This window comes from Pseudarthrobacter sp. PS3-L1 (assembly GCF_030063285.1).
GTDB lineage: Bacteria > Actinomycetota > Actinomycetes > Actinomycetales > Micrococcaceae > Arthrobacter.
Genome location: NZ_JASISU010000005.1, coordinates 1 through 25,180, shown reverse-complemented (window position 1 = coordinate 25,180; position 25,180 = coordinate 1). Strand labels below are relative to the sequence as shown.

Below are 25,180 nucleotides of genomic sequence, written 5' to 3'. Positions count from 1 at the left end.
CCATCATCGCGAGCTGGGACGAACGGCCAAGGCACCAGCAGTCATGGAACCAACAGGCACAGCACCAGCACCAGCACCCACAGCCAGGACACTGGCGACAGTAAATCCACTTTGCCTTCCCAGCACGGTTACAACGGACCCATAGAACCGGGCCCTGCGCCTATCCGGGTGGCCTTGGTTGATGACCAGCAACTGGTCCGCTCCGGTTTTGGGATGCTGATTAATTCCCAACCAGATCTCACTGTCGTTGTTGAGGCAGGGACGGGTGCCGACGCGGTGCGGGCCCTCCGGAACCATACGGCCGACGTCGTCCTCATGGATGTGCGCATGCCAGGCATGGACGGCATTGAAGCGACCCGGCAGTTGATGGAGATGGCTGCAGGTGCCCCGGCGGGATCAGCCCGGGCGGAGCAGAAGATCGTTGTGCTGACCACCTTTGACCTGGACGAGTACGCCCTGGCCGCCATCCACGCGGGCGCCAGTGGTTTCCTCCTCAAGGATGCTCCCCCGGAAGAGCTCTTGGAGGCCATCCGCACCGTGCACCGCGGTGACGCGGTCATTGCCCCGTCCACCACGCGCCGGCTCCTGGACCATGTGGCTCCCATGCTGCGCTCCCATGGCGCCGAACAGCCGCAGCATCAGGCCGCCGTCGCCCGCCTGACAGCCCGCGAGCGCGAGGTCTTCGAACTCATTGCCCTCGGACAGTCCAACCCAGAAATCGCCGCCGGGCTCTTCCTGTCCGAAGCCACTGTCAAAACGCATGTGGGACACATCCTGGCAAAACTCGACGCACGCGACAGGGTACAGATTGTGGTCATCGCCTACGAGACAGGCGTTGTCAGTCCCAGGGGTTGAGCCAGGAGGCGGGCTTCTCCCCCCAGGGGATGAGGTCTATACCGCGGAGAACCAACCTGTGGGGCGATCCTTTGGCTGGGCCCAAAACGTAGCGTGGAAGCATGACAAATCCCGCACCCCAGCCGCAGACTCTCCGGCAGAATTCCCACCCGGCGGTCCAGCCGATCCACCCGCATCTCACAGGTCCCAACGCGGCCGTGGAGGCTACCAGCCTCGCCAAGACATATGGCCGCGGAGACACCCGCGTCACAGCCCTTCGCGATGTCAGCCTGAGCTTCGCCGCCGGCAAGTTCACGGCCATCATGGGCCCCTCGGGCTCAGGCAAGTCGACACTGATGCACTGCCTGGCAGGCCTGGATTCAGTCGATGGCGGGCGGATCCGCGTTGGTGGGACAGACATTACTGCCCTCAACGACAAGCAGCTCACCCTGTTGCGCCGTGAGCGCATTGGTTTTGTGTTCCAGGCTTTTAACCTTGTCCCCACGCTCACCGCCGAACAGAACATCACCCTTCCCCTGGCGCTGGCAAACAAGCCTGTAGACAAGGAATGGTTTGACTATGTGGTGAGCACTCTCGGCCTTGGCGACAGGCTCAGGCACCGCCCCCACGAACTTTCCGGCGGGCAGCAGCAGCGTGTCGCCGTCGCACGTGCCCTCCTGACCCGGCCAGATGTGATCTTCGGCGATGAACCCACAGGTAACCTCGATTCCCAGGCTGGCGGTGAAGTCCTATCCCTTCTGCGTCGCAGCAGCCGGGAAATGGGCCAGAGCATCATTATGGTCACGCACGATCCGGTCGCCGCGAGCTACGCGGATCGCGTTGTCTTGATGAGCGACGGCAACCTGGTGGGCGAAATCGAAGATCCCACCACCGAATCGGTCCTCGCTGCTCTTGGAAAGCTGGGGGCGTAACAGTGCTGCAGGTAGCGTTGTCCCAACTCCGGACCCATAGCAGGCGGTTCATAGCCGTTGGCCTTGCCGTCATGCTGGCCGTCGCTTTCCTCGCCACGACCCTGATGGTCAGCTCCAGCACCCAGGCATCCCTTGGCGCCTCCATCGGAGAGGCTTACAAAAAGGCGGACCTGGTTGCCACTCCTGCCAGCGGTGACGGCAGCCAGCGTGCCTCCTTTGGCCAGGCCGCCCTGGACGCCGTCACAGCCGATCCTGCCGTCAGCGAGCTGTACGCCAAGCAGACGGCCTACGCCTCCTTCCTTGGTGGTGGAGCGGACATTTTTGGTCAAATCCGGAACGTGGCGCCCAAGGCGCTGGAACCGTCCACCCTGGACAGCGGCGCCCTTCCCGCGTCGACTGACCAAATTGCCGTGGATCGGACGACGGCGGACCGTTACGGCCTCGCAATAGGTGACAGGCTGGCCCTCTCCCCCGGTGTCGAGGGCATGAAAGTGTCTGTGACCATCTCCGGAATCCTTCGGGCCAGCAACGATCCGTTCTCCAGTTCCATGGCCCAACTGGTGGCGCTCACACCGACTGTTAATACCCTGGCCGCCAACAGCAGTGACGAGGCTGGGGCTCCCGGCGTGGACAGCCTGCAAATTGTCCTGGCACCACAGACCAGTTCGAATACCGCCAAGGCCGCCCTGGTCTCGGCCCTGGCTGGTGCTGGCGCGGACGGCGCCACCCTGCGCACAGCAGACGAAGAGGTAACCCACCAGGTCTCAGGCATGACCGGCGGCCAGGACCAGCTGACCATCATCCTGCTGGTCTTTGCCGCCATTGCCCTGGTGGTGGCGGCCCTGGTGGTCTCCAATACATTTGCTGTACTCGTAGCCCAGCGGACCCGGGAATTAGCCCTACTCCGCTGCCTGGGCGCAGGGCGTCACCAGGTCCGCAACTCGGTCCTGTTGGAAGCACTGATTGTTGGCCTCGTCGCCTCGATCCTGGGCGTGCTGGCGGGAATCGGACTCATGGCGGGCCTGATCGGCTGGGCCAGCAGCCAACCCGACTACACTTTCGCAACCTTGGCCGTGCCGGCGTTGGCCATCATTACTGGAGTCGGCGTGGGCGTTCTGTTGACACTTGTGGCGGCCTCCGTCCCGGCTCGCGCCGCGACAGCTGTTGCCCCACTGGCAGCCCTTCGCCCCACGGACGACGCTTCCCTGAAGAACTCGAAGGGTCGCATCCGGCTGATTCTTGGGCTGGTGTTCCTGGTGGCAGGTACCCCGCTTCTGGTCTTGGGGGCCCTGCAGGTCAACCTGGTTCTCGCATTCGGCGGTGGGTTGCTCAGTTTCGGCGGCGTGCTGCTGGGCTCATCTCTCTTCATTCCCTCGATGGTGTCCCTGGTGGGCAAACTCGCATCCCCCGTAGGTGTGCCCGGGAAGTTGGCCTCGCTCAATGCAGTACGCAACCCAGGCCGTACCTCGATCACCGCCGCTGCCCTGCTGATTGGCGTCACCCTTGTAACACTGATGATGACAGGTGCCGCTACCTCGCGTGGAGCGTTCGACAAAGCCTTGGCACAGAACTACCCGGTCGATATGGCTGTCGCGGTGCAGGGATCTGCAGCCTTCGACGGCAATACCGCCTCCGGCACACCAGGCGCCGCGGATCAGCCAGATGCGCCGAAATTTACGGAAGCCCAACGCGCTGCAGTGGGTTCCATCGACGGTGTAGACACCGCCGCGCTGCTACCGGCTGTGGGCACCATCGAAACCTTTGGCTCTGGCCAGGAAGTTTTGGCACTACCTGCCGATCAGGCCTCGGCTGTTCTGCGAGATGCCAGCCTGGTCCTTGAACCGGGGAAGATCTACCTGCCCGAAGGCTCAACCGCCGGTCCTGTGGCGGTGACCGGCAGCAACGGCACCCGGGAGCTGACAGCCGTCGTCCTGGAAACCCGGAACATGCCGCCTTTGGTGAGCACCGCGACCGCGCAGGACCTGGGTCCCGGGAAAGCTGGGCAAGCCGTCTGGCTGAAGCTGGCGGATTCTTCTGGCACAACCCCCACGAGCACCGACGTGGGAGCAGTCAAAAAGGCAGTGGGCGAAACCCTGGGTACCGCTGAAAGTCTCATCAGCGGAGCCGCCATTGAACGGCTGACCTTCAACCAGATCATCGACGTGCTGCTACTGGTTGTTACAGCCCTCCTGGGTGTGGCTGTGCTGATCGCACTCATCGGCGTTGCCAACACCCTTTCGCTGTCCGTCCTGGAGCGGACCAGGGAGAACTCGCTGCTACGGGCCCTCGGCCTCACCAGGGGGCAGTTGCGCGGCATGTTGGCTCTCGAGGCAGTACTGGTAGCGGCGGTATCAGCGATTCTCGGTTCAGCCCTGGGCGTCGTTTATGGCTGGCTTGGTGCAATGTCAGCACTCGGTGGCCTGGCCGACGTCACGCCGTCCATCCCGTGGCTCCAACTGCTGGGGGTGCTCGCTGTGGCAGTTATCGCCGGCCTGCTCGCCTCTGTGGTTCCGGCCAGGCGTGCCGCGCGGCTCTCTCCGGTGGCGGGACTGGCCACAAGCTAGCGGCACGGCGGCTGGAGCAGACTTCCCGGCAATCCGACCCGGTAATCCACCGGGCACCTCGACTATCCTCCCTGCCCGACATTCCACCCTGCCCACTCCCCCCAATCCGGTAGCGCCAACAGTGGGCCTATGGCCGCACAACAACAGGTGGCGCTACCCAGGTGGTGCTACCCGGGTGGTGCTACCCGGGTGGTGCTACCTAGGTCGCGTGACGCAGTTAGCTGGTCATGCGCCCTAGGCGGCAGGTTCCTCGTACCGTGGGAACACGGGGGCCGGCGCGGGCAGGGGCGTGCCGGCAACAATCGGGGTGGGCAATGCCGCGAAGGTGCGCGCGTCGTCGGCCTGCCCCAGGCTGGTCAGGAGCGCGGAAGTAGCCGTAGGCATGACCGGCTGGGCCAGGATCGCGACAATGCGAAGCACCTCAAGGGTCACATACAGCACCGTGTTCATACGGGCGACGTCGGTCTTCCGCAGGACCCAGGGCGCCTGATCTGCAAAGTAGGCGTTGGTATCGCCCAGCACAGCCCAGATTGCCTCGAGGGCCCGGCTGAACTCCTGCCGGGCGAAAGCCGCACGTGCTGTTTCCAGCAGGGCGTTGGCCTGCCCCAGGATGGCATGGTCCGCCTCGGTGAACTCGCCCGGAGTGGGGACCTGCGCCTCGCAGTTCTTGGCCACCATGGACAGGGAACGCTGAGCCAGGTTCCCGAAGTTATTGGCCAGATCGGCATTCATACGGCCCACAATGGCGTCGTGGCTGTAGCTTCCGTCGGCACCGAACGGCACTTCGCGCAGGAAAAAATAGCGGACCTGGTCCAGTCCGTACTGCTCCACAAAATCAGCCGGCGCCACCACGTTACCCAACGACTTCGACATCTTGACGCCGTTGTTGTTCAGGAACCCGTGGATCATGACCCGCTTGGGCAACTCAATGCCCGCGCTCATCAGGAACGCAGGCCAGTAGATGGCGTGGAAGCGCGAAATGTCCTTGCCAATGACGTGGACATCAGCCGGCCAGAACTTCTGGAACTGAGCTGAGTCGGTGTCTGGATAGCCGACTCCGGTGAGGTAGTTGGTCAGCGCGTCAACCCACACGTACATTACATGCTTGTCGTTGCCCGGAACCGGTACGCCCCAGTCGAAGGTGGTGCGGCTGATGGACAGGTCCTCCAGGCCGCGGCGTACAAAGCTGATGACCTCGTTGAACCGCGACTGCGGAGCCCCAAACTCTGGCTGCTCCTCATACAGGGCCAATAGCCTGTCCTGGTAGGCGGAGAGCCGGAAGAAGTAGCTCTCTTCGGCTGTCCACGTCAGTTCGGTGTCTGTCTCTTTCGAGTACCGCACGCCGTCGTCCTTCAGGACTGTCTCGTCCTCAACGTAGTAGGCCTCATCCCGGACCGAGTACCAACCCTCGTATTTGTCCAGGTAGATGTCCCCGTTCTCCTCCATCTTTTTCCAGATGGCCTGCGACGCGGCGTAGTGGTCGGCGTCGGTGGTCCGCATGAACCTGTCGTACGTGATGCCCAGCGCCGCATGGGCGCCCTGGTAGACCTCCGCGTTCCGGTCCACGAGTTCCTTGGGCGTAATGCCTTCTTTTTCGGCTGCCTGGGCAATTTTCATGCCGTGCTCATCCGTGCCGGTCAGGAACATGACCTCATGCCCGTCCAGGCGCTTGAACCGTGCCATCGCATCCGTGGCGATGTATTCGTAGGCATGGCCAATGTGCGGCACACCGTTGGGGTAGGTGATGGCGGTGGTGATATAGAACGGTGCTTTTTCGGCGGATGTCACGGGTGGGGCTGCCTTCGGTGCGGGGAAACGTACGGGTGAACGTCCGGACTACGGTCCGGCGGAAGAGGTGACGTGAGAAAGGGCGCCTAGATCAGTTCGGTAAGGGTATCGCTCTGACGGACCAGCTCATGGTCGTGGGAGGCCACCAGCACTGCAATGCCATCATTGGAGGTGTCCTTGAGGATACCGATGATCTTATTCGCGGAGGCGCGGTCCAGGCTGGCGGTGGGTTCATCCACCACCAGGACACGCGTGCCAAGGATCAGGGCCCGGGCTATGGCCACACGCTGGCGCTCGCCACCGGACAGCTGCTCGGGACGGTGGCGCATGCGTCGTCCCAGTCCAACCAGGTCCAGCAGGTCCTTGGCCATGCTGCGGCGCTGTTCCACCTCGCCCTCGGGTACGGCGGGCAGCAGGACGTTCTCCAGGGCGCTCATGCCGTCAATCAGCGCACCGCCCTGGTCGACGTAGCCAATAAGGGCCCGACGGCGGTCGGCGATTTCGTCGTCGTCCATGCTCTCGAGCGAATCACCTTCCCAGAAGACACGGCCCGACGTCGGCAGCGTCAGTCCGGCGCCAACAGTGAGGATGCTGGTCTTGCCGGAGCCGCTGCGGCCGGCCACGCAGTGCATCTCACCGGCGTGCAGGGTCAGGTCGAAGTTTTCGACCACGCTGACGGGTTCTGCACCGCTCTTTCCGCCGCCGTAGCGGATGGTAAGGCTGCTCAGTTCCAGCGGCGTGGCGTGGTCCGAGGCCTTGACAATGGTGTTTGCCCTGGTTTGCAGCCCAGCATCAGCCTGGCTGCGGTCCCGGTTCCTTTGGCGTGCGGATTCCTGTGTCATTGGACCACTTTCGTTGCTACGGGTATCCAGATAATAACGGCGATGAGCCCGGCGATTCCTGCCCAAAGCGCGGCGTAGGGTGCCAGCAGCAGGCCAATGCCTAGGGCGCCCAGGACACCGATTGGCAGGGCGAACGCGCCCACCAGGGCGTTCTCAAAAAACCTTACCTGCCGGAGCATGTCCGGGTTCCAGCCCATGGCCTGCAGGATCCCCAGGTACTGTCGCTTGGCCTGCAGTTCGAAGCGGCCCGTTACCAGCGTCAGGATCAGGCCCACTGCCACGCCGGCGACGGCGAGGATGATACTGGGCAGTGCGATGCTGGCCGCTGCGAGGCCACCGAGTGCACTGGCTCCTGCAGCCCGGGGAATGTCGATCAGCAGGGCGATAAGCCCTCCCACTGCTGCCCCGAACACTCCAACCGCAATGGCCAGGGCGACGGTGTTGAACCTGTTGGTGCTGAGCTGGCGGTTCGCAAAGGTCAGCGGCGAGTCCACGGTGATCAGGCGCTCATCATGCTGCGGTTCCTGGTCCACCACCTCGCGGTGCCGAAGCTGCTGGGCGGCAATGAATGCAGCCCCTGCATAGAGCACCAGCACGGACACGGAGACAATGACGGTTGTCAGGCTCCAGCTGAGCAGGCTCAGGACAACTCCGGCTGCGGCCAGCCCTGCTGCACCGATGGCAAACTCCTCAAGGACCCAGGTGCGGATGCGGCCCTGCGTCCAGCCCATGGCACGCAACGTTCCCGCTTCACGGCGGCGTTTGCGGACGTAGCTGACGGTTGAGGCTCCTGTCAGCAGCGCTGCTCCAATCAGGGTAAGGAACAGCAGCGTGGTGTTGGTGCCGGTCAATGACCCGGAGACCGCACCAGCTGCATCCTGGCGGACCCATGACTGGGACACGGTGCCCAGCGGCGATTCCTTGCCGGCGGCGTCCTTGGAATATCCGGGGACAAAGATACTGACGTCCTCGCGGGCGGAGCCTGCCACCACTGTTGCTTCCAGGCCCATGTCCCGGATCTCATCAGCGAGGGTCTCGACGTCGGGCTGGGCCTGCTTCCAGCTGCCTTCAGCTTTTGCCCGCACCCGGACGGCGTCAATGACTTCGGTGTTCGCTTCGAAGCCGCGGGCAGCAGCGAGTCCGTAGTAGTCGGTGATGGCCCCGGCAGACTGGCTGGCCAGCCCTGTCGCGCTCAGGGAGGGCTTGAGGGTGCTGGCTTCCACAGTGTCCCCGGCGGCGTTCTTGACCATGGTCATCGGAGTGGGGTCGTAGCCTCCAAGAGGGAGTCGGTTGACGTCCCCGGCGGCGGCCTGGACTGCTGCGGGATCAAACGTTCCGTAGACCATGGCAAGCGGCGCGGCTACCTTGTCGCCCTCGGCAACGCTGTCGCGGTAGGAGCGTTCATCGACGGGTGCGCGCTGGGTCTGGTCCACCGGGGACCCATCCTGGCTTTTCTCCGGGAGGCGGTTCACGGTGACCCAGTCACGTGGCGTGGCGGACTTCTCGACAGCACCGTTGGCCGCGGTTCCCATGTCCGTGTACTGCGGAGCGGAAGCAAAGTCGTTGCTCCAAGTCGCTGGCGTGTAGAGGCCCTGGTTGAAGTTTCCGGCATTGCCCAGAAGTTCCGAGTGGTCGGTGGACCCTGGCCAGGAAAGCGCAAAGGGTGACTTGGAGACGAACGGGAGGTAGTCACTACCCAGCGAGCGGCTGGCGGTGCCAACATCGCGGACCACTTTGCCGGCGTCGTCGATTTCCTCGATCTTGACGTCATAGCGCAAGTCCAGCGAAGTCCCGGAACGGACAATCAGCGGGATGGCCTGGGAGTCCTCGGTGAGCTCTCCGCTGACCTTTGCCTGCTGGTACTGGGACATCAGCGGTGCCCAGTACTTGAGTTTGACGCCTAGGAAATCTGGGCCTTCTTCGAGCTCCTTGGTGGTGATTCCCTGCGTGAAGAGGCTCTCGAAGTGACGTCCGACGGCGCCAGCATTCCGGGCGTCCGCAGGTGGTGCCTTTTCGAGCGGGGCGAGGAACTCACCGGCGTCACCGAGCAGCGCGCGCTCCGCAACAGGGTCAACAGCCACCACCGATTCCGTGACTTCCGGGGCCATGGGAAGGGCGATGGAGAGGTTGAACAGCGTGTGCTCGGATCCCCCGGCCGGGGACGGGAACTTGATGCCAGTCTCCCCCGCAGCCTTTTCGATCTGCACGCTTGTGCCGCCGTTGGACTTCTCCTCCACCAGCCTGGACTTGCCCAGGGTGCCCTCGGAGCTGGATTTGAACATGGTCTGTTCATTTGCCCCGTCAGAGCTCACGGCGCTGGCCGTGACGCGGTACTTCTTGGGCTCTTCTGTCAAAACGGATTCTGCCGCCGGCCAGTCAGTCGGAGCAACACCGTCAGGCTGATCGGCAGTTGCACTGCCAGCCAGGGCTGGGTTGTAGCCCAGGTAATCCATGGCGTCGAGCCGGGGTACCTCAAGGTTCTGGGTTACGCGGGATACCAGGCTGATGGGAGCGGCAATGGAAGTCCCTGCCAGGTCCCGGATGCCGTTGAGCTGGTCAAAACTGATGCCTCCGGTGCCATTGGCGATTTCCGGCTGCAGCAGTGCGCCAGAGCCTGCCTTGGCCTGGACCAGAATGTCGTAGAGACCACGTGAGTTTTCATCCACGGTCCGGTCCAGCGAGGCCTGCGACTGGCCCTGGACCAGGACAGAGAGTCCCATGGTGACGATCAGAATGGCAGCGGTCAGCAGAAGCACGCGGCTTCTGACGAACCTCTGGAGGGCGTTCATGGGGCTCCCTGAAAGCTGGATGTGGGCACACACCGGACCACTGCAGTACTGCAGGACGGGCAAGACCGTGGGGTGTGGCCGTAGGTGTAAAAGGACTGGCCGGCCTGCGGTGGCTGGCCCCGGTGAGGGACCATGCCAATTTGTGCAGACCGGCCAATCATACGTGCCGTGGAGAAACGAGGTGTGTCACACGGCGACCGCGCGCGGCGGCCTCAGTCCTCGAGGTCTACTTCGCGGACCATGTCAGCACCGATTCCGGCTTTGATGGCGTCCAGGACCTGCTGTGGGACAGAACTGTCGATGGTCAGCAGGGCCAGGACCTTGCCGCCTTCGGCCTGGCGGGCCACCTGCATCCCCGCGATGTTGATGTTGTTCATGCCCAGGATGTGGCCAATAGTGCCGATCACGCCTGGGCGGTCGGAGTAGGCGACAACAACCAGGTGGTCGCTGATGGGGATTTCAACGTCGTAGCCATTGAGTCCCACCAGCTTCTCAACCTGCTTGGGTCCGGTCAACGTGCCGGAAACGGAGATCTGGCTGCCATCGCTCAGGGCCCCCCGGAGCGTCAGGACGTTCCGGTAGTCCTCCGCCTCGGCCGTGGTGATCAGGCGGGTATTGATGCCGCGCTGCTCTGCGATCACGGGGGCATTGACGTAGGAGACCTGTTCGGTCACGACGTCGGCGAAGATACCCTTCAGTGCGGCGAGCTCCAGGACCTTGACATCAAGGGCGGCAATCTCACCCGCCACTTCAATGTCCACCTGGGTGAGTGAGGTGTGGGTCAGTGCGGTGAAGACGCGGCCCAGCTTCTCGATCAACGGGATTCCGGGGCGCACCTCGGGAGCAATGATGCCACCGGCAACGTTGACAGCGTCGGGGACCAGCTCGCCGGACAATGCCAGCCGAACGGACTTGGCCACGGAGACCCCAGCCTTTTCCTGGGCTTCATCGGTCGAGGCGCCAAGGTGCGGGGTGACAATGACGTTGTCCAGCGCAAAGAACGGCAGGTCGGTGCTGGGCTCCTTGACGAAGACGTCCACCGCAGCACCTGCAATCTGCTTGTCTTGCAGCGCCGTGAACAGTGCCTCTTCGTCAACCAGGCCACCACGGGCCACGTTCACCACGTACGCGGTGGGCTTCATCTTCGCGAACGCTTCTGCGCCGAGCATGCCCAGCGTTTCGGGGGTCTTGGGCATGTGGATGGTCACGAAGTCCGCCTGTGCAAGCAGCTCGTCGAGTGTTACCAGCTGGACACCAAGCTGGGCAGCCCGGGCCGAGGTGATGTAGGGGTCATAGGCGAGGATCTGGGTATCGAAACCCTGCAGGCGTGCTGCCACCAGGGCACCGATCCGGCCCAGGCCAATGATGCCAATCTTCTTCTCGAAGAGTTCAATTCCGCTGTACTTGGACCGCTTCCATTCGCCGTTCTTCAGCGCTGAACTGGCCTGCGGGATGTGGCGGGCAAGGGAAAGGATATGGCCCACCGTGAGTTCCGCGGCGGAGACAATGTTCGATGTTGGCGCGTTGACCACCATGACACCGGCCTGCGTTGCGGCTTTGATATCCACGTTGTCCAGGCCAACACCGGCACGGGCAATAACTTTGAGGTTCTTTGCGGCGGCAAGCGCCTCAGCATCCACCTGCGTAGCGGAACGGACCAGGATGGCATCCACATCCACAATCGCGGAGAGCAGCTGGGATCGGTCGGCGCCATCGGTCCGGCGGATTTCGAAGTCGGGGCCCAAGGCCTCGATCGTGGCAGGCGAAAGTTCCTCAGCGAGGAGTACTACAGGCTTGGTGCTTGTCACCGGTGACCTCTTTAGCTCTCTAATGTTCAGGTGGGGATGCTGGCGAATCAGGCTCTACGTGGCAGAAGCCGGACCCAGTTCATTCCGGATCCGGCTTCGGCACCGGGAAAAGCTCTCATTTGAGCCTATCCCGAACGGACATGTCCGTTTAATTGCTACGCGTAATTGCTACGCGCCGTCTTTAGCGAAGGCTTGGCCATCTCCCAGCGAAGGCCTCGGGCAGGGCCCGAAGAACACGTGGGGACAGCGACGCGGCACGTCACAGGGACACGATCTACAGGGACACGAACTACAGGGACTCGGCCCACAGAGAAAAGGCAGGTCAGAGGGAATTCGCTGGGGCGGACCCTGTCCATTGACCCTGTCCCATAGCTCAGCGAGGGGGTGCCGAGGTCCTTGCTGACGCCATCGCTGGATAAGAACGTCCGTGGTGGGACCCAGGCCGTGAACAACCTGGGCCCCACCATGTCGGTGTCCTTAGCGGGCAACCGAGCCCTCGGTGTAGTCATCACTGGTTTTGATCCAGGAGAAGAGCTTGCGCAGTTCGCGGCCGGTCTTCTCGATCGGGTGGTCCTCACCCTTCTTCCTCAGCTCAGCGAACTCCGGCGCACCAGCATCCTGGTCATCGATGAAGCGCTTGGCGAAGTTGCCATTCTGGATGTCCGCGAGGACAGCCTTCATGTTTTCCTTCACCTCGGGAGTGATGACCCGGGGGCCGGAGACGTAATCGCCGTACTCAGCGGTGTCGGAGACGCTCCAGCGCTGCTTGGCAATGCCGCCCTCCACCATGAGGTCAACGATGAGCTTGAGCTCGTGCAGGACCTCGAAGTATGCAACTTCCGGCTTGTAGCCAGCCTCGGTGAGGGTCTCGAAACCGTACTGGATAAGCTGCGACGCACCACCGCAAAGGACGGCCTGCTCGCCGAAGAGGTCCGTTTCGGTTTCCTCTGTGAAGGTGGTTTCGATGACACCGGCGCGGGTGCCACCGATTGCCTTCGCGTAGGACAGTGCCAGGTCGCGGGCCTTGCCGGAGGCGTCCTGCTCCACGGCGATCAGGTCCGGAACGCCGCGGCCAGCTTCGAACTCGCGGCGCACAATGTGGCCCGGGCCCTTGGGGGCGACCAGCGCAACGTCGACGTCGGCCGGAGGCTTGATGTAGCCGTAGCGGATGTTGAAACCGTGGCCGAAGAACAGTGCATCGCCTGCCTGCAGGTACGGTGCAATGTCATCGGCGTAGACGTGGCGCTGGACCTGGTCCGGGGTGAGGACCATGATGAGGTCCGCTTCTGCTACGGCGTCTGCAACAGAAAGGACCCGGAGACCTTCCGCTTCTGCCTTGGCGCGGGACTTCGAGCCTTCCTTGAGGCCAACACGGACGTCAACGCCTGAATCGCGAAGGCTCAGGGCGTGGGCGTGGCCCTGGGAGCCGTAACCGATCACGGCAACGGTGCGGCCCTGGATGATCGACAGGTCGGCGTCGTCGTCGTAGAACATTTCAGTCACTTGGATGTCTCCTTTGGAGTGGATTACTAAGGTAGGAAAAAACTGCTGCGTTACCAACTGCTGTGTCACTAACTGCTGCGTACAAAAGGCTGCTGCGTGCTGAGCCCTACGCGTCGTCCTTCAGTCAGGAAAGGCGCCCTGGCCACTGCCGGGCGCGGTGCCCTGCCCTAGGCTGAGCGCAAGGCCCTGTCACTGATGGAGCGGGATCCCCGTCCAACGGCAAGGGTTCCGGACCTCACGATTTCGCGGACCCCGAAAGGTTCCAGCACCGAAAGCAGCGCAGTGAGTTTTTCAGGGTGGCCGGTAGCTTCAATGACGACTGAGTCGGTGGACACATCCACCACTGAAGCACGGAACAGGTCTGCAGCCTGGGTGACCTGCAGGCGAGTTGCGGCATCCGCACGAACCTTGACCATGATGTGGTCGCGCTGAACGGAAGATTCTGCGGTGAGCTCGACGATCTTGATCACGTTGACCAGCTTGTTCAGCTGTTTGGTGACCTGCTCGATGAGTTCACCGTCGGCGTCGACCACCACGGTCATCCGGGACATTCCGGGGACTTCAGTGGGTCCGACAGCCAAAGAGTTGATGTTGAAGGCACGGCGGGCGAAAAGGCTGGCCACGCGCGTCAGGACGCCTGGCTTGTCCTCAACCAGGACAGAGAGGGTATGGCGGGTCGTCATGATCAGTCCTCTTCTTCCCACACCGGGGTCATGTGGCGTGCTACCTGGATCTGGTCATTGCTGACGCCGGATGGCACCATCGGCCAGACCATGGAGTTGGGGCTGACCACGAAGTCGATGACGACGGGCCGGTCATTGATGGCCAGGGCCTTTTCGATCGTGGCGTCAATATCCTCGTCGCGTTCGCACCGGAACGACGCACAGCCATAGGCATCGGCCAGTTTGACGAAGTCCGGGATGCGGACGGTGTCATGGCCGGTGTTGAGGTCGGTATTGGAGTAACGCCCCTCGTAGAAAAGGGTCTGCCACTGCCGCACCATGCCCAGCGAGGAGTTGTTGATGACTGCCACCTTGATGGGAATCTTGTTGATGGCGCACGTGGCAAGTTCCTGGTTGGTCATCTGGAAGCAACCGTCGCCATCGATAGCCCAGACCACGCGATCCGGGTTGCCCACCTTGGCACCCATGGCGGCAGGCACGGCGTAGCCCATGGTGCCGGCACCACCGGAATTCAGCCAGGAATGGGGGCGCTCGTACTCGATGAACTGGGCTGCCCACATCTGGTGTTGGCCCACGCCTGCAACAAAAACGCCTTCAGGTCCCGTGAGTTCTCCAATGCGCTTGATCACGCGCTGCGGAGCGGAGAGACCGTCCTCCGGCTCCGTCCAGCCCAGCGGGTAGGTTTCCTTGAGGTGGTTCAGGAACGTCCACCAGCCAGTGAGGTCCGGAGCGCCCGTCTGCTCAAACTGCGTGCGCACGGCTTCCGTGAGCTCCGGGATGATCTCCTTGACCGACCCCACAATCGGAACGTCGGCAGTGCGGTTCTTGGAGATCTCCGCAGGGTCGATGTCCGCGTGGATCACCTTTGCGTGTGGGGCAAAGGACTTCAAAACGCCTGTAACCCGGTCATCGAAGCGTGCTCCGAGCGTGATCAGAAGGTCCGACTGCTGCAGTGCAGTAACAGCAGAAACCTTGCCGTGCATGCCCGGCATCCCCATGTGGTGCGGGTGCGAATCAGGGAACGCCCCCTTGGCCATCAGCGTGGTGACGACGGGTGCACCTGTGGCCATGGCCAGTTCCATCAGTTCAGCGGAAGCATGCGCCTTGATGACGCCACCGCCCACATAGAGGACAGGCTTGGTAGCCGCTGCGATGAGCTTTGCTGCTTCACGCACCTGCTTGTTGTGGCCGCGCGTCACTGGGCGGTAGCCGGGCAGGTCAATCTTGGGCGGCCAGGAGAAGGTCATCTGGCCAACTTGGGCATCCTTGGCCACATCCACCAAAACAGGACCGGGGCGGCCGGTGGACGCCAGGTGGAAAGCTTCAGCCATCACGTGCGGAATGTCGTTGGGGTCCGTCACCAGGAATGAATGCTTGGTGATGGGCATGGTGATGCCCACAATGTCGGCTTCCTGGAACGCGTCGGTCCCAATGACACTGCTGGAGACCTGGCCGGTGATGGCCACCAGGGGCACGGAGTCCATGTGGGCATCCATGATGGCGGTAACGAGGTTGGTGGCGCCGGGGCCGGAAGTTGCAATGCAGACTCCCACCCGCCCGGTCACCATGGCGTAGCCTTGCGCGGCGTGGCCAGCTCCCTGTTCGTGACGGACCAGCACGTGGTTCATGCGGGAAGCCATCAAGGGGTCATAGGTGGGCAGGATCGCTCCACCGGGCAAACCAAAAATGTCGTCGACGCCGAGTTCTTCGAGCGATCGGACGATTGCTTGCGAGCCTGACATCACCGTTGGGGGTACCACGGTGTTCGGCCCAAGGACAGGAGAGACAGCAGCGTTTTCGACGACGGAGTTTTCAGCCGTGCGGTCAGCGCGTTCTGGGGCTTTAGGGGCTCCAGCGGACTTGGTAGCCATCAGCGAGGGGCTGATGGGCGATCCTTTGCTCATCGGACTCTTCCTTGTGGATCTCTGGGTGGGGAAACGTACTTGGGGTGGAAGCGCTTGGCTGTGCAACTTCCGGACAATACTTCTGGCAATAAAAAAACCCCTCAGCCGAAAGGCTTTTCGAGGGGTTGCGCGTGACCTGTCGTTACCAGCCGGCTAGAGAGCCACGCGCCCCATAAGGAGGACGACGCCGACGGTTCCGAGAATGATCATGCACTCAGTGTTCCCTCTGGGTGAGACACGTGTCAACGGGGCCTTACCGTGTCTCACTATGTGGACTTCTAGGTCCACTCTGTGGTTCCCTGCCCTACTCGGTCGCGCACATCGTCGTCGTGAGCCTTCATAACGACGGTTAGCACTACCCAGTTGGGAATGGGGCCCACGAACTCGCAGCCGGCGCGCCCTTCCAGGCTTTTAGCGATGCCCGCTGCGAGTCACGTGGCACAGGTGCTACCCGCAGTAGGCACCCGTACTGGCACTGTGAACCAACTTTGCGTACTTTGCCAGGACGCCCTTGGTAAACTTGGCAGGGAGCGGTTCCCAGCCAACCTTGCGGGATTCGAGCTCCGCGGGTTCCACCAGAAGGTCGAAGCTGCGAGCTGCGATGTCGACCCGGATGCGGTCACCGTCCTTGACGAAAGCGATAGGACCGCCATCAGCGGCTTCCGGCGCGACGTGGCCAATGCACAGGCCGGTCGTGCCACCAGAGAATCGGCCATCGGTGAGTAGAAGGACATCCTTGCCAAGTCCTGCACCCTTGATAGCTCCGGTGATGGCAAGCATTTCCCGCATGCCAGGTCCACCCTTGGGGCCCTCGTAGCGGATCACCACGACGTCACCGGCGTGGATGTTGCCGTTGTCCAGCGCCTCCAGCGCACCCTGCTCGCGCTCGAAGACGCGGGCAGTTCCCTCAAAGACATCTGCGTCGAAGCCTGCACTCTTGACGACCGCACCCTCCGGAGCCATGGAGCCGTGGAGGATAGTGATGCCGCCGGTCTTGTGGATGGGGTTGTCCATGGCGCGGAGGATCTTACCGTCAAGGTCCGGCGGGTTGATGGCCGCGAGGTTCTCGGCCACAGTTTTGCCCGTGACGGTGAGGCAGTCACCGTGCAGCAGTCCGGCGTCGAGCAGTGCGCGCATGATGACCGGCACTCCACCGATCTTGTCGACGTCGGTCATCACGTAGCGGCCGAACGGCTTGAGGTCACCCAGGTGCGGGATTTTGTCGCCGATCCGGTTGAAATCTTCGAGATTGAGTTCAACCTCAGCCTCGCGGGCAATGGCCAGGAGGTGCAGGACGGCGTTGGTGGAACCGCCGAAGGCCATGGTGACGGCAATGGCGTTTTCGAAGGCTTTTTTTGTCATGATGTCGCGGGCAGTGATGCCCAGGCGGAGCAGGTTGACCACTGCCTCGCCGGATTTGCGGGCAAATTCATCACGACGGCGGTCTGCCGACGGCGGAGCAGCAGAGCCGGGAAGGGACATTCCCAGCGCCTCGCCAATACAGGCCATGGTGTTGGCCGTGTACATGCCACCGCAGGCGCCTTCGCCCGGGCAGATGGCCTTTTCGATCCGGGTCAGGTCCTCGACGCTCATCTTGCCGGCAGCGCAGGCTCCCACGGCCTCGAAGGCGTCGATCAGGGTGACTTCTTTTTCGGAGCCATCTTCAAGTTTGACCCAGCCGGGCATGATGGAGCCGGCGTAGAGAAAGACGCTGGCAAGATCCAGCCGTGCTGCTGCCATCAGCATCCCCGGCAGCGATTTGTCACACCCGGCCAGCAGGACCGAGCCGTCAATGCGCTCTGCCTGCATGACCGTTTCAACGGAATCGGCAATGACTTCACGCGATACCAGGGAGAAGTGCATTCCCTCGTGGCCCATGGAGATGCCGTCGGAGACGGAGATGGTCCCGAATTGCATGGGGAACCCGCCGCCAGCGTGGACGCCTTCCTTGGCACCCTGAGCAAGGCGGTTCAGCGAAAGGTTGCACGGGGTAATTTCATTCCATGAACTTGCGACGCCAACCTGCGGCTTTGCAAAGTCGTCGTCTCCCATGCCCACTGCACGGAACATTCCGCGCGCGGGTGCGGCGTGAATGCCGTCCGTTACGACGCGGCTACGGGGCTTGATGTCTGGTGTTGCCGGGGTTGCGATCTGCGTGTCCTCACTCATGGCTAAAAGTCTATGACTCCGCAAAGCGGCGAAACGACCAATAGCGGCCGACATCGCAGGATTACGCGAAAATTTAGTTCAAATGATGGACATGAATCCCACATATTGGACATATGGGTAGATCGGAACACAACTGTGCAGGTTGGCTGCCTATTCCAGCGTCCATGCTGGACACTGCACTCACAGCGCACGTAACGTCGAGGGACGGCGGACACGTCACTTTTAACAGGAGGTTCGGCCTTGGAAATCATTATTTTAATCATTGTTGTGGTGTTACTCATAGCTGTTGTCTGGTGGGTACTCAACCGCAGGAAGTCGGCGGGCACTGCCGTGCATGGTGAAAGCCATGCCCGGGGTGAAGAGCAGTCGACGGCGCCCCATTCACACGGAGCCGTCGGCGGCGGCGGCAGCACCGCTTCCTCTGCGGTGGCGGCGGCGACCACCGGAATCCCCGGCGTTGCTGGATTCAATATCCCCGCGGACAAGAATGCGCCCACCACTGCGGATGACAGCACGAGCACTCCGAGTCCCACCACATTCCGGCACGATGAGCTGGCTTCAGACCAGCAGGCGGCACCTGCTACCGGCACGTCACCTTCAGGCACGTCAGAAAATGTGCCGGTGATCTCCTCAGCAGATCAGGGCAGCTTCGAACCATCGACGGATGCCACCGGGCACGCTGACTCGGGCCACACCGGGGCCTCCGCAGCAGAGACCGCAACCCCGGCCGCGGAAAATACAGCCGCGCCAGCGCAGGAAACCACTATCCCTGCGGCAGAGCCAACCCAGGTGGACCACGATCAGTGGCAGACCGACTGGTCCCAAGCAGCCGTTCCCGATGCTGCCGACGAGCCGGGGCATGACGAGTCGGGGCATCATGACAAGCAGGTTGATGAAGCATCGGCACCCCCGGCTGGGTCTTCGGCTGCTCCTGGCGCACACGATGGGACCTACACGGGTGCCCACAATCCAACGCTTCCCGGAGCGGAATCTGCGGCAGCCGAAACTGGGCCCGAAGCGACGCCTGAGTCGGGTTCACCGGATGGCTCACAGGCTGGCTCACAGTCGATGGCTGACGCCGAGATGAAGGATCGAATCACGTCGTCAGCATCCATGGAGGAGAGTGCAACCCATGATGCCGACGTACACGCCGGGACCGTGACGCCAGAGCCCACACCGGTGGTTGAATCCATCTCGGTTGAGCCAATAGTTGTTGATGACATCACAGTCACCGACGCGGAGGCTTCTGGCGGGCAACCTTATGGCGAAGGCTCCGCAACAGCCGCAGCAGACGGCAGTGGACCCGAGGGATACACCGTCAAGGCCGACACCACCACGATGGTTTACCACGACGAGGACCACAACGGATTCGACTCGGCCCACGCCGAGGTGTGGTTCCTCTCCCCCGCGCATGCTGAGGCTGCCGGATTCCGCGAACCGCGCAGGACCCGCAACTAGCCATTCCAGGCACACTTCTGCACCTTGTTCGTTGAAGAGGGTGGAGCACCGGAACCTCCGGCGCTCCACCCTCTTCCGTTTTTTCGAAGAAAGGCCTGCTCGATGCGCCCCATACCTCCAAAGCTCCGCATTCGCCGGGCAGCCAGGCGATCAGTTGTTGCGCTGATCCGCGAACGGGCCGGAAAGTCCGCCCTGGTCCTCGCCACAGTCCTGGGACTGAGTGCCTGCACCGACGTGGCTCCGCCATCAAACAACAGCACCGCTCCAGGGGAAGAGGTTCAGTCGCTCGATGTTGGGTTGGAAATGCCGTGGGCCACTGCGTTCCTTCCCGACGGGACAGCCATCATTTCCGAGCGCGACTCAGCTCGCCTGATCGCCATCCGGGACGGCGTCGACTCATCCCTGGGCACGGTTCCAGGAGTTGTGGCCGGCGGCGAAGGCGGACTCCTGGGCCTTGCGGTGTCCCCCGACTTCGCAACAGACGGCTTTCTGTACGCATATTTCACCGCCGCTGACGACAACCGGGTGGCCCGGTTACCCATGGACGAACAGGGTGGTCAGTGGACGGTCGGTGATCCGGAGGTGGTCTTCAACGGAATCCCAAAATCCGCAACGCACAACGGTGGCCGTCTTCGGTTTGGACCTGACGGAATGCTCTACGTTGGCACCGGAGACGCGCAACGTCGGGAACAGCCCCAGGACCCCACCGCCCTGGGCGGCAAAATCCTTAGACTGACCCCCGACGGCGCCCCAGCCGCCGGAAATCCGTTCGGCGACAAGAACCCTGTCTACAGTTTGGGTCACCGCAATGTGCAGGGACTCGCCTGGGACAGTTCGGGGCAGTTGTGGTCCAGCGAGTTCGGTCCAGACGTCAACGATGAGCTCAACCTGATCGAGGCAGGCGGAAACTATGGCTGGCCTTTGGTGACGGGGGCTCCCGGCAACGCGAAGTACAAGGATGCCAAGACGGTATGGCCCTCGACGGCGGATTCCTCCCCTAGCGGGCTGGAAATCGTTGGGGATACTGCCTATCTCGGTGCCCTGCGGGGTGAACGCCTGTGGGGAGTTCCCCTGGACGGTGCCACGGCCGGTGAACCTGTGGCGTACTTCACGGGGGAATATGGACGGCTGCGGGACGTGGCCCTGGCCCCTAATGGCGATCTGTGGGTGCTGACGAACCGGGAAAACCCTGATTCTGTGCTGACTTTGCAGCCACCGGGGTAGCTTCCCCGCAAGCTCGTGCTTCGATTTCACAGCAGGGGAAAGTTCGTGTAGAGTTTCATGTCGTTGCGGAGATCGCCGCGGAAGAGAAATCCCCCGCAGATTGCCAAAACATCGCCAGCACCTCTAGCTCAATTGGCAGAGCAATTGACTCTTAATCAATGGGTTTCGGGTTCAAGTCCCGAGGGGTGCACGTGCCCAAAACCGCCCCAGTACTGGTCAAAACCCGGTACTGGGGCGGTTTTTTTATTGCCCAAAAGCGGCCCAACTCGTCGTTTAGTCGTCTTTTGGAACGTGTATCAAACGGCAGGATCGTGGACCACAATGACCCTCTGATTCAATTTCTCCAAAATTAGCGACGAGTCGGGCGCATTCCTATCCCGCTCAATGTAGTGCTTCTTTGTTATCGCATCAGAACTGTGCCCAAGCTGCTTAGAGGCGATCAGAGATCCACTCTCACGCTCAATCAGCGTGGCGACGGCCTTACGGAAGGACGACGGCTTTACGGCCTCCCAAACGTCACCACGAGCCTCGCGCCATAGCCTGCGGAAGTTCGCCGGCTCCATCGGATCCCCGTTGCGGTTCGGAAATATCAGATCACCCTTTACGGATGCCTTCCTGCGTCGAATAAGCTCAACCCCAAACAGTGGGAGCGTCAGGACTCGCTTTCCAGATTCCGACTTGGGGAACTTCTGCCGGTGGAGCCCGTTCACCGAGTCCCGCTTGACCGTCCCGGAAATTGTTAGCGTCCCGGCCCTAAAGTCAACATCTGAGAACTGCAAAGCAAGCAGCTCACCAGGACGTAGGCCTGTAGCTAGGAACAGGTCCATCGCGTCAAGCGTTGCGGCCCGCCCAGCCTTCTCATCGGCCCACTGTGCAATGTGGATCCGCAAGGCCTGAACTTCCTCCACAGTCAGCGCGGAGACCTGCTTACGCTCCCCCGCCTGCATCATGACCTCGCGTACCGGATTCATTTCAATAATGTCGTAACGGACGGCAAGGCCCATCATGAGGGACAGCACCACGCGGGACTGTGAAGCCATAGCAGGAGCGGTAGCCTGCAACGACCTTAGGAACGCCTCACAACGGCCCGTAGTGGCCTCCCAGAGCCTCCAAGCACCCATCCCTGGGATTATGTAGCGCACTACCTTCTGGCGGTATGCGTCCTGCGTTGCCTGAGACTGCGTGAGTGTCGGCAGCCAGCGTGCGGATAGCTCCGCAATGGTTGAATCGCGGGTTAGTTCCAGCCCGCCTAGGTGGGTGCGGGATTTCAACTTTTCCTTTAGCGCCGCGTCTGCTGCGGCACGCGACTGCCCCTGCGCCGACACCCTGCGAGTCTGACCGTCAAAGTCCCGGAATCGGGTCAGTGCGACTACCTTACCTTTCGGTCCTGAGTATGAAACCTGCCCACTGGTTCCTATTGGCAGCGGCGCTCTTCCTCGCATTTGGTACCTTCTTCGTGATTGCAAAAAGCCGCCCGCTGTGCGTGTCAGGGGCGGCGTGTATGGTTTTCAATTCGAACAAATCTTCGAACAAACGGGGCAGAACATGAATGCAGATATCGACATCATGGCTATGACGATCCGCGAGCTGGGCAACGTCGCCGCAGCACGGCAGGTCACCGTCGCAAGCCTGATCATTTCAAGCGGTCCTCAGCCCGCTGGATCAACGTGTGAGCGGTAATACCAAAGGCCTGTGCCACCTTGTAAAAGGTTGGCATGGGCATGCTTTGGTGGCCCTTCATGTAGCGGTTCATGGCGGGACGTCCAACGCCCACTGCGGCAGCTAGGTCGGCTTGGGTCATATCTCGCTCTGCCATCTCAACTTTGATCTGGGTTGAGAGTGCAGCATCCATGCGTTCGCCGTAAGTTTCCATATCTGAAACTTTAGTATCGCATCGGGACGTATTGCAACATTTTTGTTAATGACGTATGTCACACGCGCACACGCTTACGCGCGACGATACCCCGAAAAACTAAGTTGCCTTGACACTGATTTAGACTTGCGTGTATCCGATCGGACACATAGAGTACTTATATGAACACCCCAAAGGTCGCCGTGGACCAGCAAGGCACGGACGCTGAAATTGCACAGCGAATCAAGGTTGCACTCGTCCTCGACGGGTCAAACATTCGCTCACTATCCGAAGCATCAGGCATCGGATACCGCCCACTCCTCCGCAGCCTACGCGGAGAGCGACACCTGAACTTCCAAGAAGTTTCGAACATCGCGAATGCACTGAGCATCCGACCCTCGACGCTCGTCCCATCGCATTTTGCGGAGTTGGCATCATGACCGCCGAAGTCGAAAGCGCAGAAACACATTGGCTCACATCGGATGACCTCGCACGACTCTTGCAGGTGAAGCCAGGCACAATCGCCAACTGGCGCACAAGCCACAAGGGTCCGCCATTCGTTCGTATCGGCGGATTTGTCAGGTACCGCTCAGACGCAGTTCGTTCCTGGATCGAAACCCAGCCCACCACATAGCACCAAGCCGCAGCTAATTTAGCCGGCTCCCTGCCCCGTTGAGGGCACCAAACCCCACTTCACCTAAAGTCCGTCGTTTGACGGCAGGCCAAGCGGCCGCAGAGAGGTTATTTGTCATGCCCAAAATCCCGTTTGTGACGATGAAAAACAAGATCCGTTCGATGTATTTGGCGTCTGGTGCGCCTATTTCTTCCCGCGAATCCCACCGCTTGGCTCAGGGTATCGCCCTTACTGAGTTTGCGGCGTTGTTCGCTGCGGCCACGGATGAGGTTTACGACAGGGATTGCTCCGACGTAACGGGCGAGTCGGCTGTTGACAACGTGCTCATTGAGTATCTGCGTAAGTACGGCGCGCTGTCGGCCCCGACTCTTGAGTTGGTATCGGCATGAGGTGGTGGAGCCTTTGGTTTGGCGTGCTGATGCTGGCGGTCATCACACCGGCGTATATCCGGGAGATTTTGACGGCAACACCTGATGTCATTCGGATGCTTTGGTATTCCGCTGGCATTGGTGCCGGTGTCGCGTATGTCCTGACGGCAAGGAATCCCAAGTGTTAGTCCGCACGTACCGTAACGCGTTGTCTCGCGGGGCTAGTTCGGCCCCGGTTGAGAACCCTGTCCCGAGGTCACGCCGGGCAGCCAGGGTGCCGTATGACCCGGATTCGTTGCCGCTCATGTTGGAGCTGGCACGTAAGCAGCGGGCGGAAGAAGACATAGCAGCAGCAAAGAAACTAGCGAAAGAGGCAACAAGGTGAGCGCTTTGGTAACGAGCAGGCCGTCCGGCTGGAAGTCGGAGTGCAAAGAGTGCGGGATTGGGTACAACACCGACAGTTTGGAGAGGGCGTTGGATTGGTCAACCGCGCACAACAGGAAGCACGAGGCCACCAAGTGATCCCGTCGTCTATTTTGGTGTTGTTGTTTGTGGCGGTCATTGTCGTCGCCCCGTTCATTTACCGCCGTGCATACAGCCTGGACGCTGCGGATAGGCGTCTAGCCGAGTTGCGGCGCGTGTCTGAAAAGTCAATGCGTAACCGTGCAATAGATCGGCGGGCGTGATGATTCCAGGGTTCCAGGCCGCTGAGCGTGCCTACGAGAACATGGTCCCGCCTGACGAGCTGGACTGTGACGGTAATTGTGGTTGGTGTGAGCCGTGCCTCGCTGAACAGGCCGAGGACGAGGCTGAGAACTACGCGGATGCTGTGCGTAAGGAGCGGGGCAGGTGAAGCCGTTAGCCCTCGATGACCTTGACTGGTCGGCTGATTGTGCGGCGCTGATTGAGTCGCTGGCCGAGTCTGGTCAACGGTTCTCGGCGGACGATATCAGCCGCGACATGCGCAAACCACCCGTCCCTAACATGACCGGGGCAGCGTTCCAAGCAGCAGCAGCCCAAAACCTCATCCACTGCGTCGGATACAAACTATCCACCAACCCCACCCGCAGACACGGAATCATCCGCATCTGGGAAAAGAAAGGCGAAACATGACCTTCTGGGCGCGCTTCACCCAATGGCTTGGCCTTGACCTACTCGCATGGGAAGAAGAGCAATGAGCTGCATTCGCAAGCCGGGAGAGCCGGGAAGATACCAGCCAATAATGCAGCACCTATGCGGCTTTGACGGCGGAGATAACGGAAATCCGATATGCGGGAAACCGGCCGAACACCACCACTACGCAGGTTCCCCCGAGACTGGACCCAGTGACTACACAATGTTTTCCTGCGCCGAACACTTCACCCAATGCCGAACCCATTCTTGGGATTATCACGACATAGCGGCTGTGTGCGACGTGCCAGGAACTACTTGGATTAGCGCCAGGGTCCAAGGCGAAGGGTTTTGCGTCTGGCCAGAAGCAGAGGCCGTAATGAGCGAGCAGACTTCCATGAATCTCGTAAGCCAGTGACCACCCATGCCACGACGAACAAGGAAAACACCATGAGTGAACGCGACGAACTGGCAGAAATTATCCGGGCAATAGATGGGCCCGCAACGCTCGGAGGGCTTGAAGTGGCCGACGGTCTCCTTGCCGCGGGTTACCGGAAGCCCCGCACCATCACCACCGTCGAGGAACTGGACGCGCTGAAGCCTGACGCTGTAGTTCGATCATTTATGGAAGTCATATATGAGCGGACGTTCTCATTTAGGACCCCGAATAAGCCTTATTGGCAGTCTCCCGGTAACGAGCTTCCAACGGCAAGTAGTC

21 protein-coding genes and 1 tRNA gene are annotated in these 25,180 nt (G+C 61.5%); 12 read left to right on the top strand and 10 right to left on the bottom strand.

Annotation, left to right across the window (positions count from 1 at the left end):
* Positions 1-168 precede the first annotated feature (168 nt).
* The 3 genes from QMG79_RS14325 to QMG79_RS14315 all read left to right on the top strand — a co-directional run bounded on the left by QMG79_RS14325 (position 169) and on the right by QMG79_RS14315 (position 4,330).
* Positions 169-855 (top strand): response regulator, encoded by a 687-nt coding sequence (locus tag QMG79_RS14325; protein ID WP_502934755.1) that lies wholly within the window; start codon positions 169-171, stop codon positions 853-855.
* A gap of 101 nt (positions 856-956) precedes the next feature.
* The gene (locus tag QMG79_RS14320; protein ID WP_283539299.1) at positions 957-1,766 is read left to right on the top strand and encodes an ABC transporter ATP-binding protein; all 810 of its coding nucleotides are present in this window, start codon (positions 957-959) and stop codon (positions 1,764-1,766) included.
* 2 nt (positions 1,767-1,768) lie between these two features.
* Entirely contained in the window at positions 1,769-4,330 is a 2,562-nt protein-coding gene (locus QMG79_RS14315) for an ABC transporter permease (RefSeq protein WP_283539298.1), read from the top strand.
* A 234-nt stretch (positions 4,331-4,564) separates the two neighbouring features.
* Here QMG79_RS14315 and metG read toward each other — a convergent pair whose 3' ends face one another.
* The 8 genes from metG to ilvD form a co-directional block, all read right to left on the bottom strand.
* Positions 4,565-6,118, bottom strand: a complete 1,554-nt coding sequence (gene metG / locus QMG79_RS14310; protein WP_283539297.1) for a methionine--tRNA ligase — start codon at positions 6,116-6,118, stop codon at positions 4,565-4,567.
* Positions 6,119-6,204: 86 nt separating this feature from the next.
* Positions 6,205-6,960 (bottom strand): ABC transporter ATP-binding protein, encoded by a 756-nt coding sequence (locus QMG79_RS14305; protein ID WP_283539296.1) that lies wholly within the window; start codon positions 6,958-6,960, stop codon positions 6,205-6,207.
* Positions 6,957-9,749: an ABC transporter permease gene (locus tag QMG79_RS14300; protein ID WP_283539295.1), complete on the bottom strand. Its 2,793-nt coding sequence runs from the start codon at positions 9,747-9,749 to the stop codon at positions 6,957-6,959. The genes QMG79_RS14305 and QMG79_RS14300 overlap by 4 nt, the downstream gene beginning before the upstream one ends.
* 212 nt (positions 9,750-9,961) lie before the next feature.
* On the bottom strand, positions 9,962-11,557 hold the full coding sequence (serA, locus tag QMG79_RS14295; protein ID WP_283539294.1) for a phosphoglycerate dehydrogenase: 1,596 nt from the start codon (positions 11,555-11,557) through the stop codon (positions 9,962-9,964).
* A 477-nt stretch (positions 11,558-12,034) separates the two neighbouring features.
* Positions 12,035-13,060 carry a ketol-acid reductoisomerase gene (ilvC, locus tag QMG79_RS14290; RefSeq protein ID WP_283539293.1) on the bottom strand — a complete coding sequence of 342 codons (1,026 nt, stop codon included), beginning with the start codon at positions 13,058-13,060 and terminating at the stop codon, positions 12,035-12,037.
* Between the two features lie 167 nt (positions 13,061-13,227).
* Positions 13,228-13,743, bottom strand: a complete 516-nt coding sequence (gene ilvN / locus QMG79_RS14285; protein ID WP_283539292.1) for an acetolactate synthase small subunit — start codon at positions 13,741-13,743, stop codon at positions 13,228-13,230.
* A gap of 2 nt (positions 13,744-13,745) precedes the next feature.
* Complete coding sequence (locus QMG79_RS14280; protein WP_283539291.1) at positions 13,746-15,647, bottom strand: acetolactate synthase large subunit; 1,902 nt, start codon at positions 15,645-15,647, stop codon at positions 13,746-13,748.
* A 447-nt stretch (positions 15,648-16,094) separates the two neighbouring features.
* Complete coding sequence (gene ilvD / locus QMG79_RS14275; RefSeq protein WP_283539290.1) at positions 16,095-17,816, bottom strand: dihydroxy-acid dehydratase; 1,722 nt, start codon at positions 17,814-17,816, stop codon at positions 16,095-16,097.
* A 240-nt stretch (positions 17,817-18,056) separates the two neighbouring features.
* Here ilvD and QMG79_RS14270 point away from each other — a divergent pair, with 240 nt between their 5' ends.
* The 3 genes from QMG79_RS14270 (at position 18,057) to QMG79_RS14260 (ending at position 20,688) form a co-directional block, all read left to right on the top strand.
* On the top strand, positions 18,057-19,274 hold the full coding sequence (locus QMG79_RS14270) for a sunset domain-containing protein (protein WP_283539289.1): 1,218 nt from the start codon (positions 18,057-18,059) through the stop codon (positions 19,272-19,274).
* A 102-nt stretch (positions 19,275-19,376) separates the two neighbouring features.
* Positions 19,377-20,498, top strand: coding sequence for a PQQ-dependent sugar dehydrogenase (locus QMG79_RS14265; RefSeq protein ID WP_502934750.1), 1,122 nt, complete (start codon positions 19,377-19,379; stop codon positions 20,496-20,498).
* A gap of 117 nt (positions 20,499-20,615) precedes the next feature.
* Positions 20,616-20,688 (top strand) — tRNA-Lys (locus QMG79_RS14260).
* 106 nt (positions 20,689-20,794) lie between these two features.
* Here the strand turns inward: QMG79_RS14260 and QMG79_RS14255 are convergent.
* Together QMG79_RS14255 and QMG79_RS14250 are read right to left on the bottom strand one after the other, a co-directional pair.
* Positions 20,795-21,538, bottom strand: a complete 744-nt coding sequence (locus tag QMG79_RS14255; protein WP_283539288.1) for a tyrosine-type recombinase/integrase — start codon at positions 21,536-21,538, stop codon at positions 20,795-20,797.
* A gap of 593 nt (positions 21,539-22,131) precedes the next feature.
* Positions 22,132-22,371: a helix-turn-helix transcriptional regulator gene (locus QMG79_RS14250; RefSeq protein WP_283539287.1), complete on the bottom strand. Its 240-nt coding sequence runs from the start codon at positions 22,369-22,371 to the stop codon at positions 22,132-22,134.
* 161 nt (positions 22,372-22,532) lie between these two features.
* On the opposite strand from QMG79_RS14250, the gene QMG79_RS14245 reads away from it, so the two are divergent.
* The 6 genes from QMG79_RS14245 to QMG79_RS14220 all read left to right on the top strand — a co-directional run.
* Positions 22,533-22,790 carry a hypothetical protein gene (locus QMG79_RS14245; protein WP_283539286.1) on the top strand — a complete coding sequence of 86 codons (258 nt, stop codon included), beginning with the start codon at positions 22,533-22,535 and terminating at the stop codon, positions 22,788-22,790.
* Positions 22,787-22,984, top strand: a complete 198-nt coding sequence (locus QMG79_RS14240) for a helix-turn-helix domain-containing protein (protein WP_283539285.1) — start codon at positions 22,787-22,789, stop codon at positions 22,982-22,984. Before QMG79_RS14245 ends, QMG79_RS14240 begins: the two co-directional genes overlap by 4 nt.
* A gap of 116 nt (positions 22,985-23,100) precedes the next feature.
* Positions 23,101-23,373, top strand: coding sequence for a hypothetical protein (locus tag QMG79_RS14235; RefSeq protein ID WP_283539284.1), 273 nt, complete (start codon positions 23,101-23,103; stop codon positions 23,371-23,373).
* The gene (locus QMG79_RS14230) at positions 23,370-23,540 is read left to right on the top strand and encodes a hypothetical protein (protein WP_283539283.1); all 171 of its coding nucleotides are present in this window, start codon (positions 23,370-23,372) and stop codon (positions 23,538-23,540) included. Before QMG79_RS14235 ends, QMG79_RS14230 begins: the two co-directional genes overlap by 4 nt.
* Before the next feature lie 661 nt (positions 23,541-24,201).
* A complete protein-coding gene (locus QMG79_RS14225) occupies positions 24,202-24,465 on the top strand; it encodes a hypothetical protein (RefSeq protein WP_283539282.1) in 264 nt (87 codons plus the stop codon).
* Positions 24,466-24,912: 447 nt separating this feature from the next.
* On the top strand, positions 24,913-25,180 hold a 268-nt coding region (locus tag QMG79_RS14220; RefSeq protein ID WP_283539281.1), incomplete at its 3' end, for a hypothetical protein.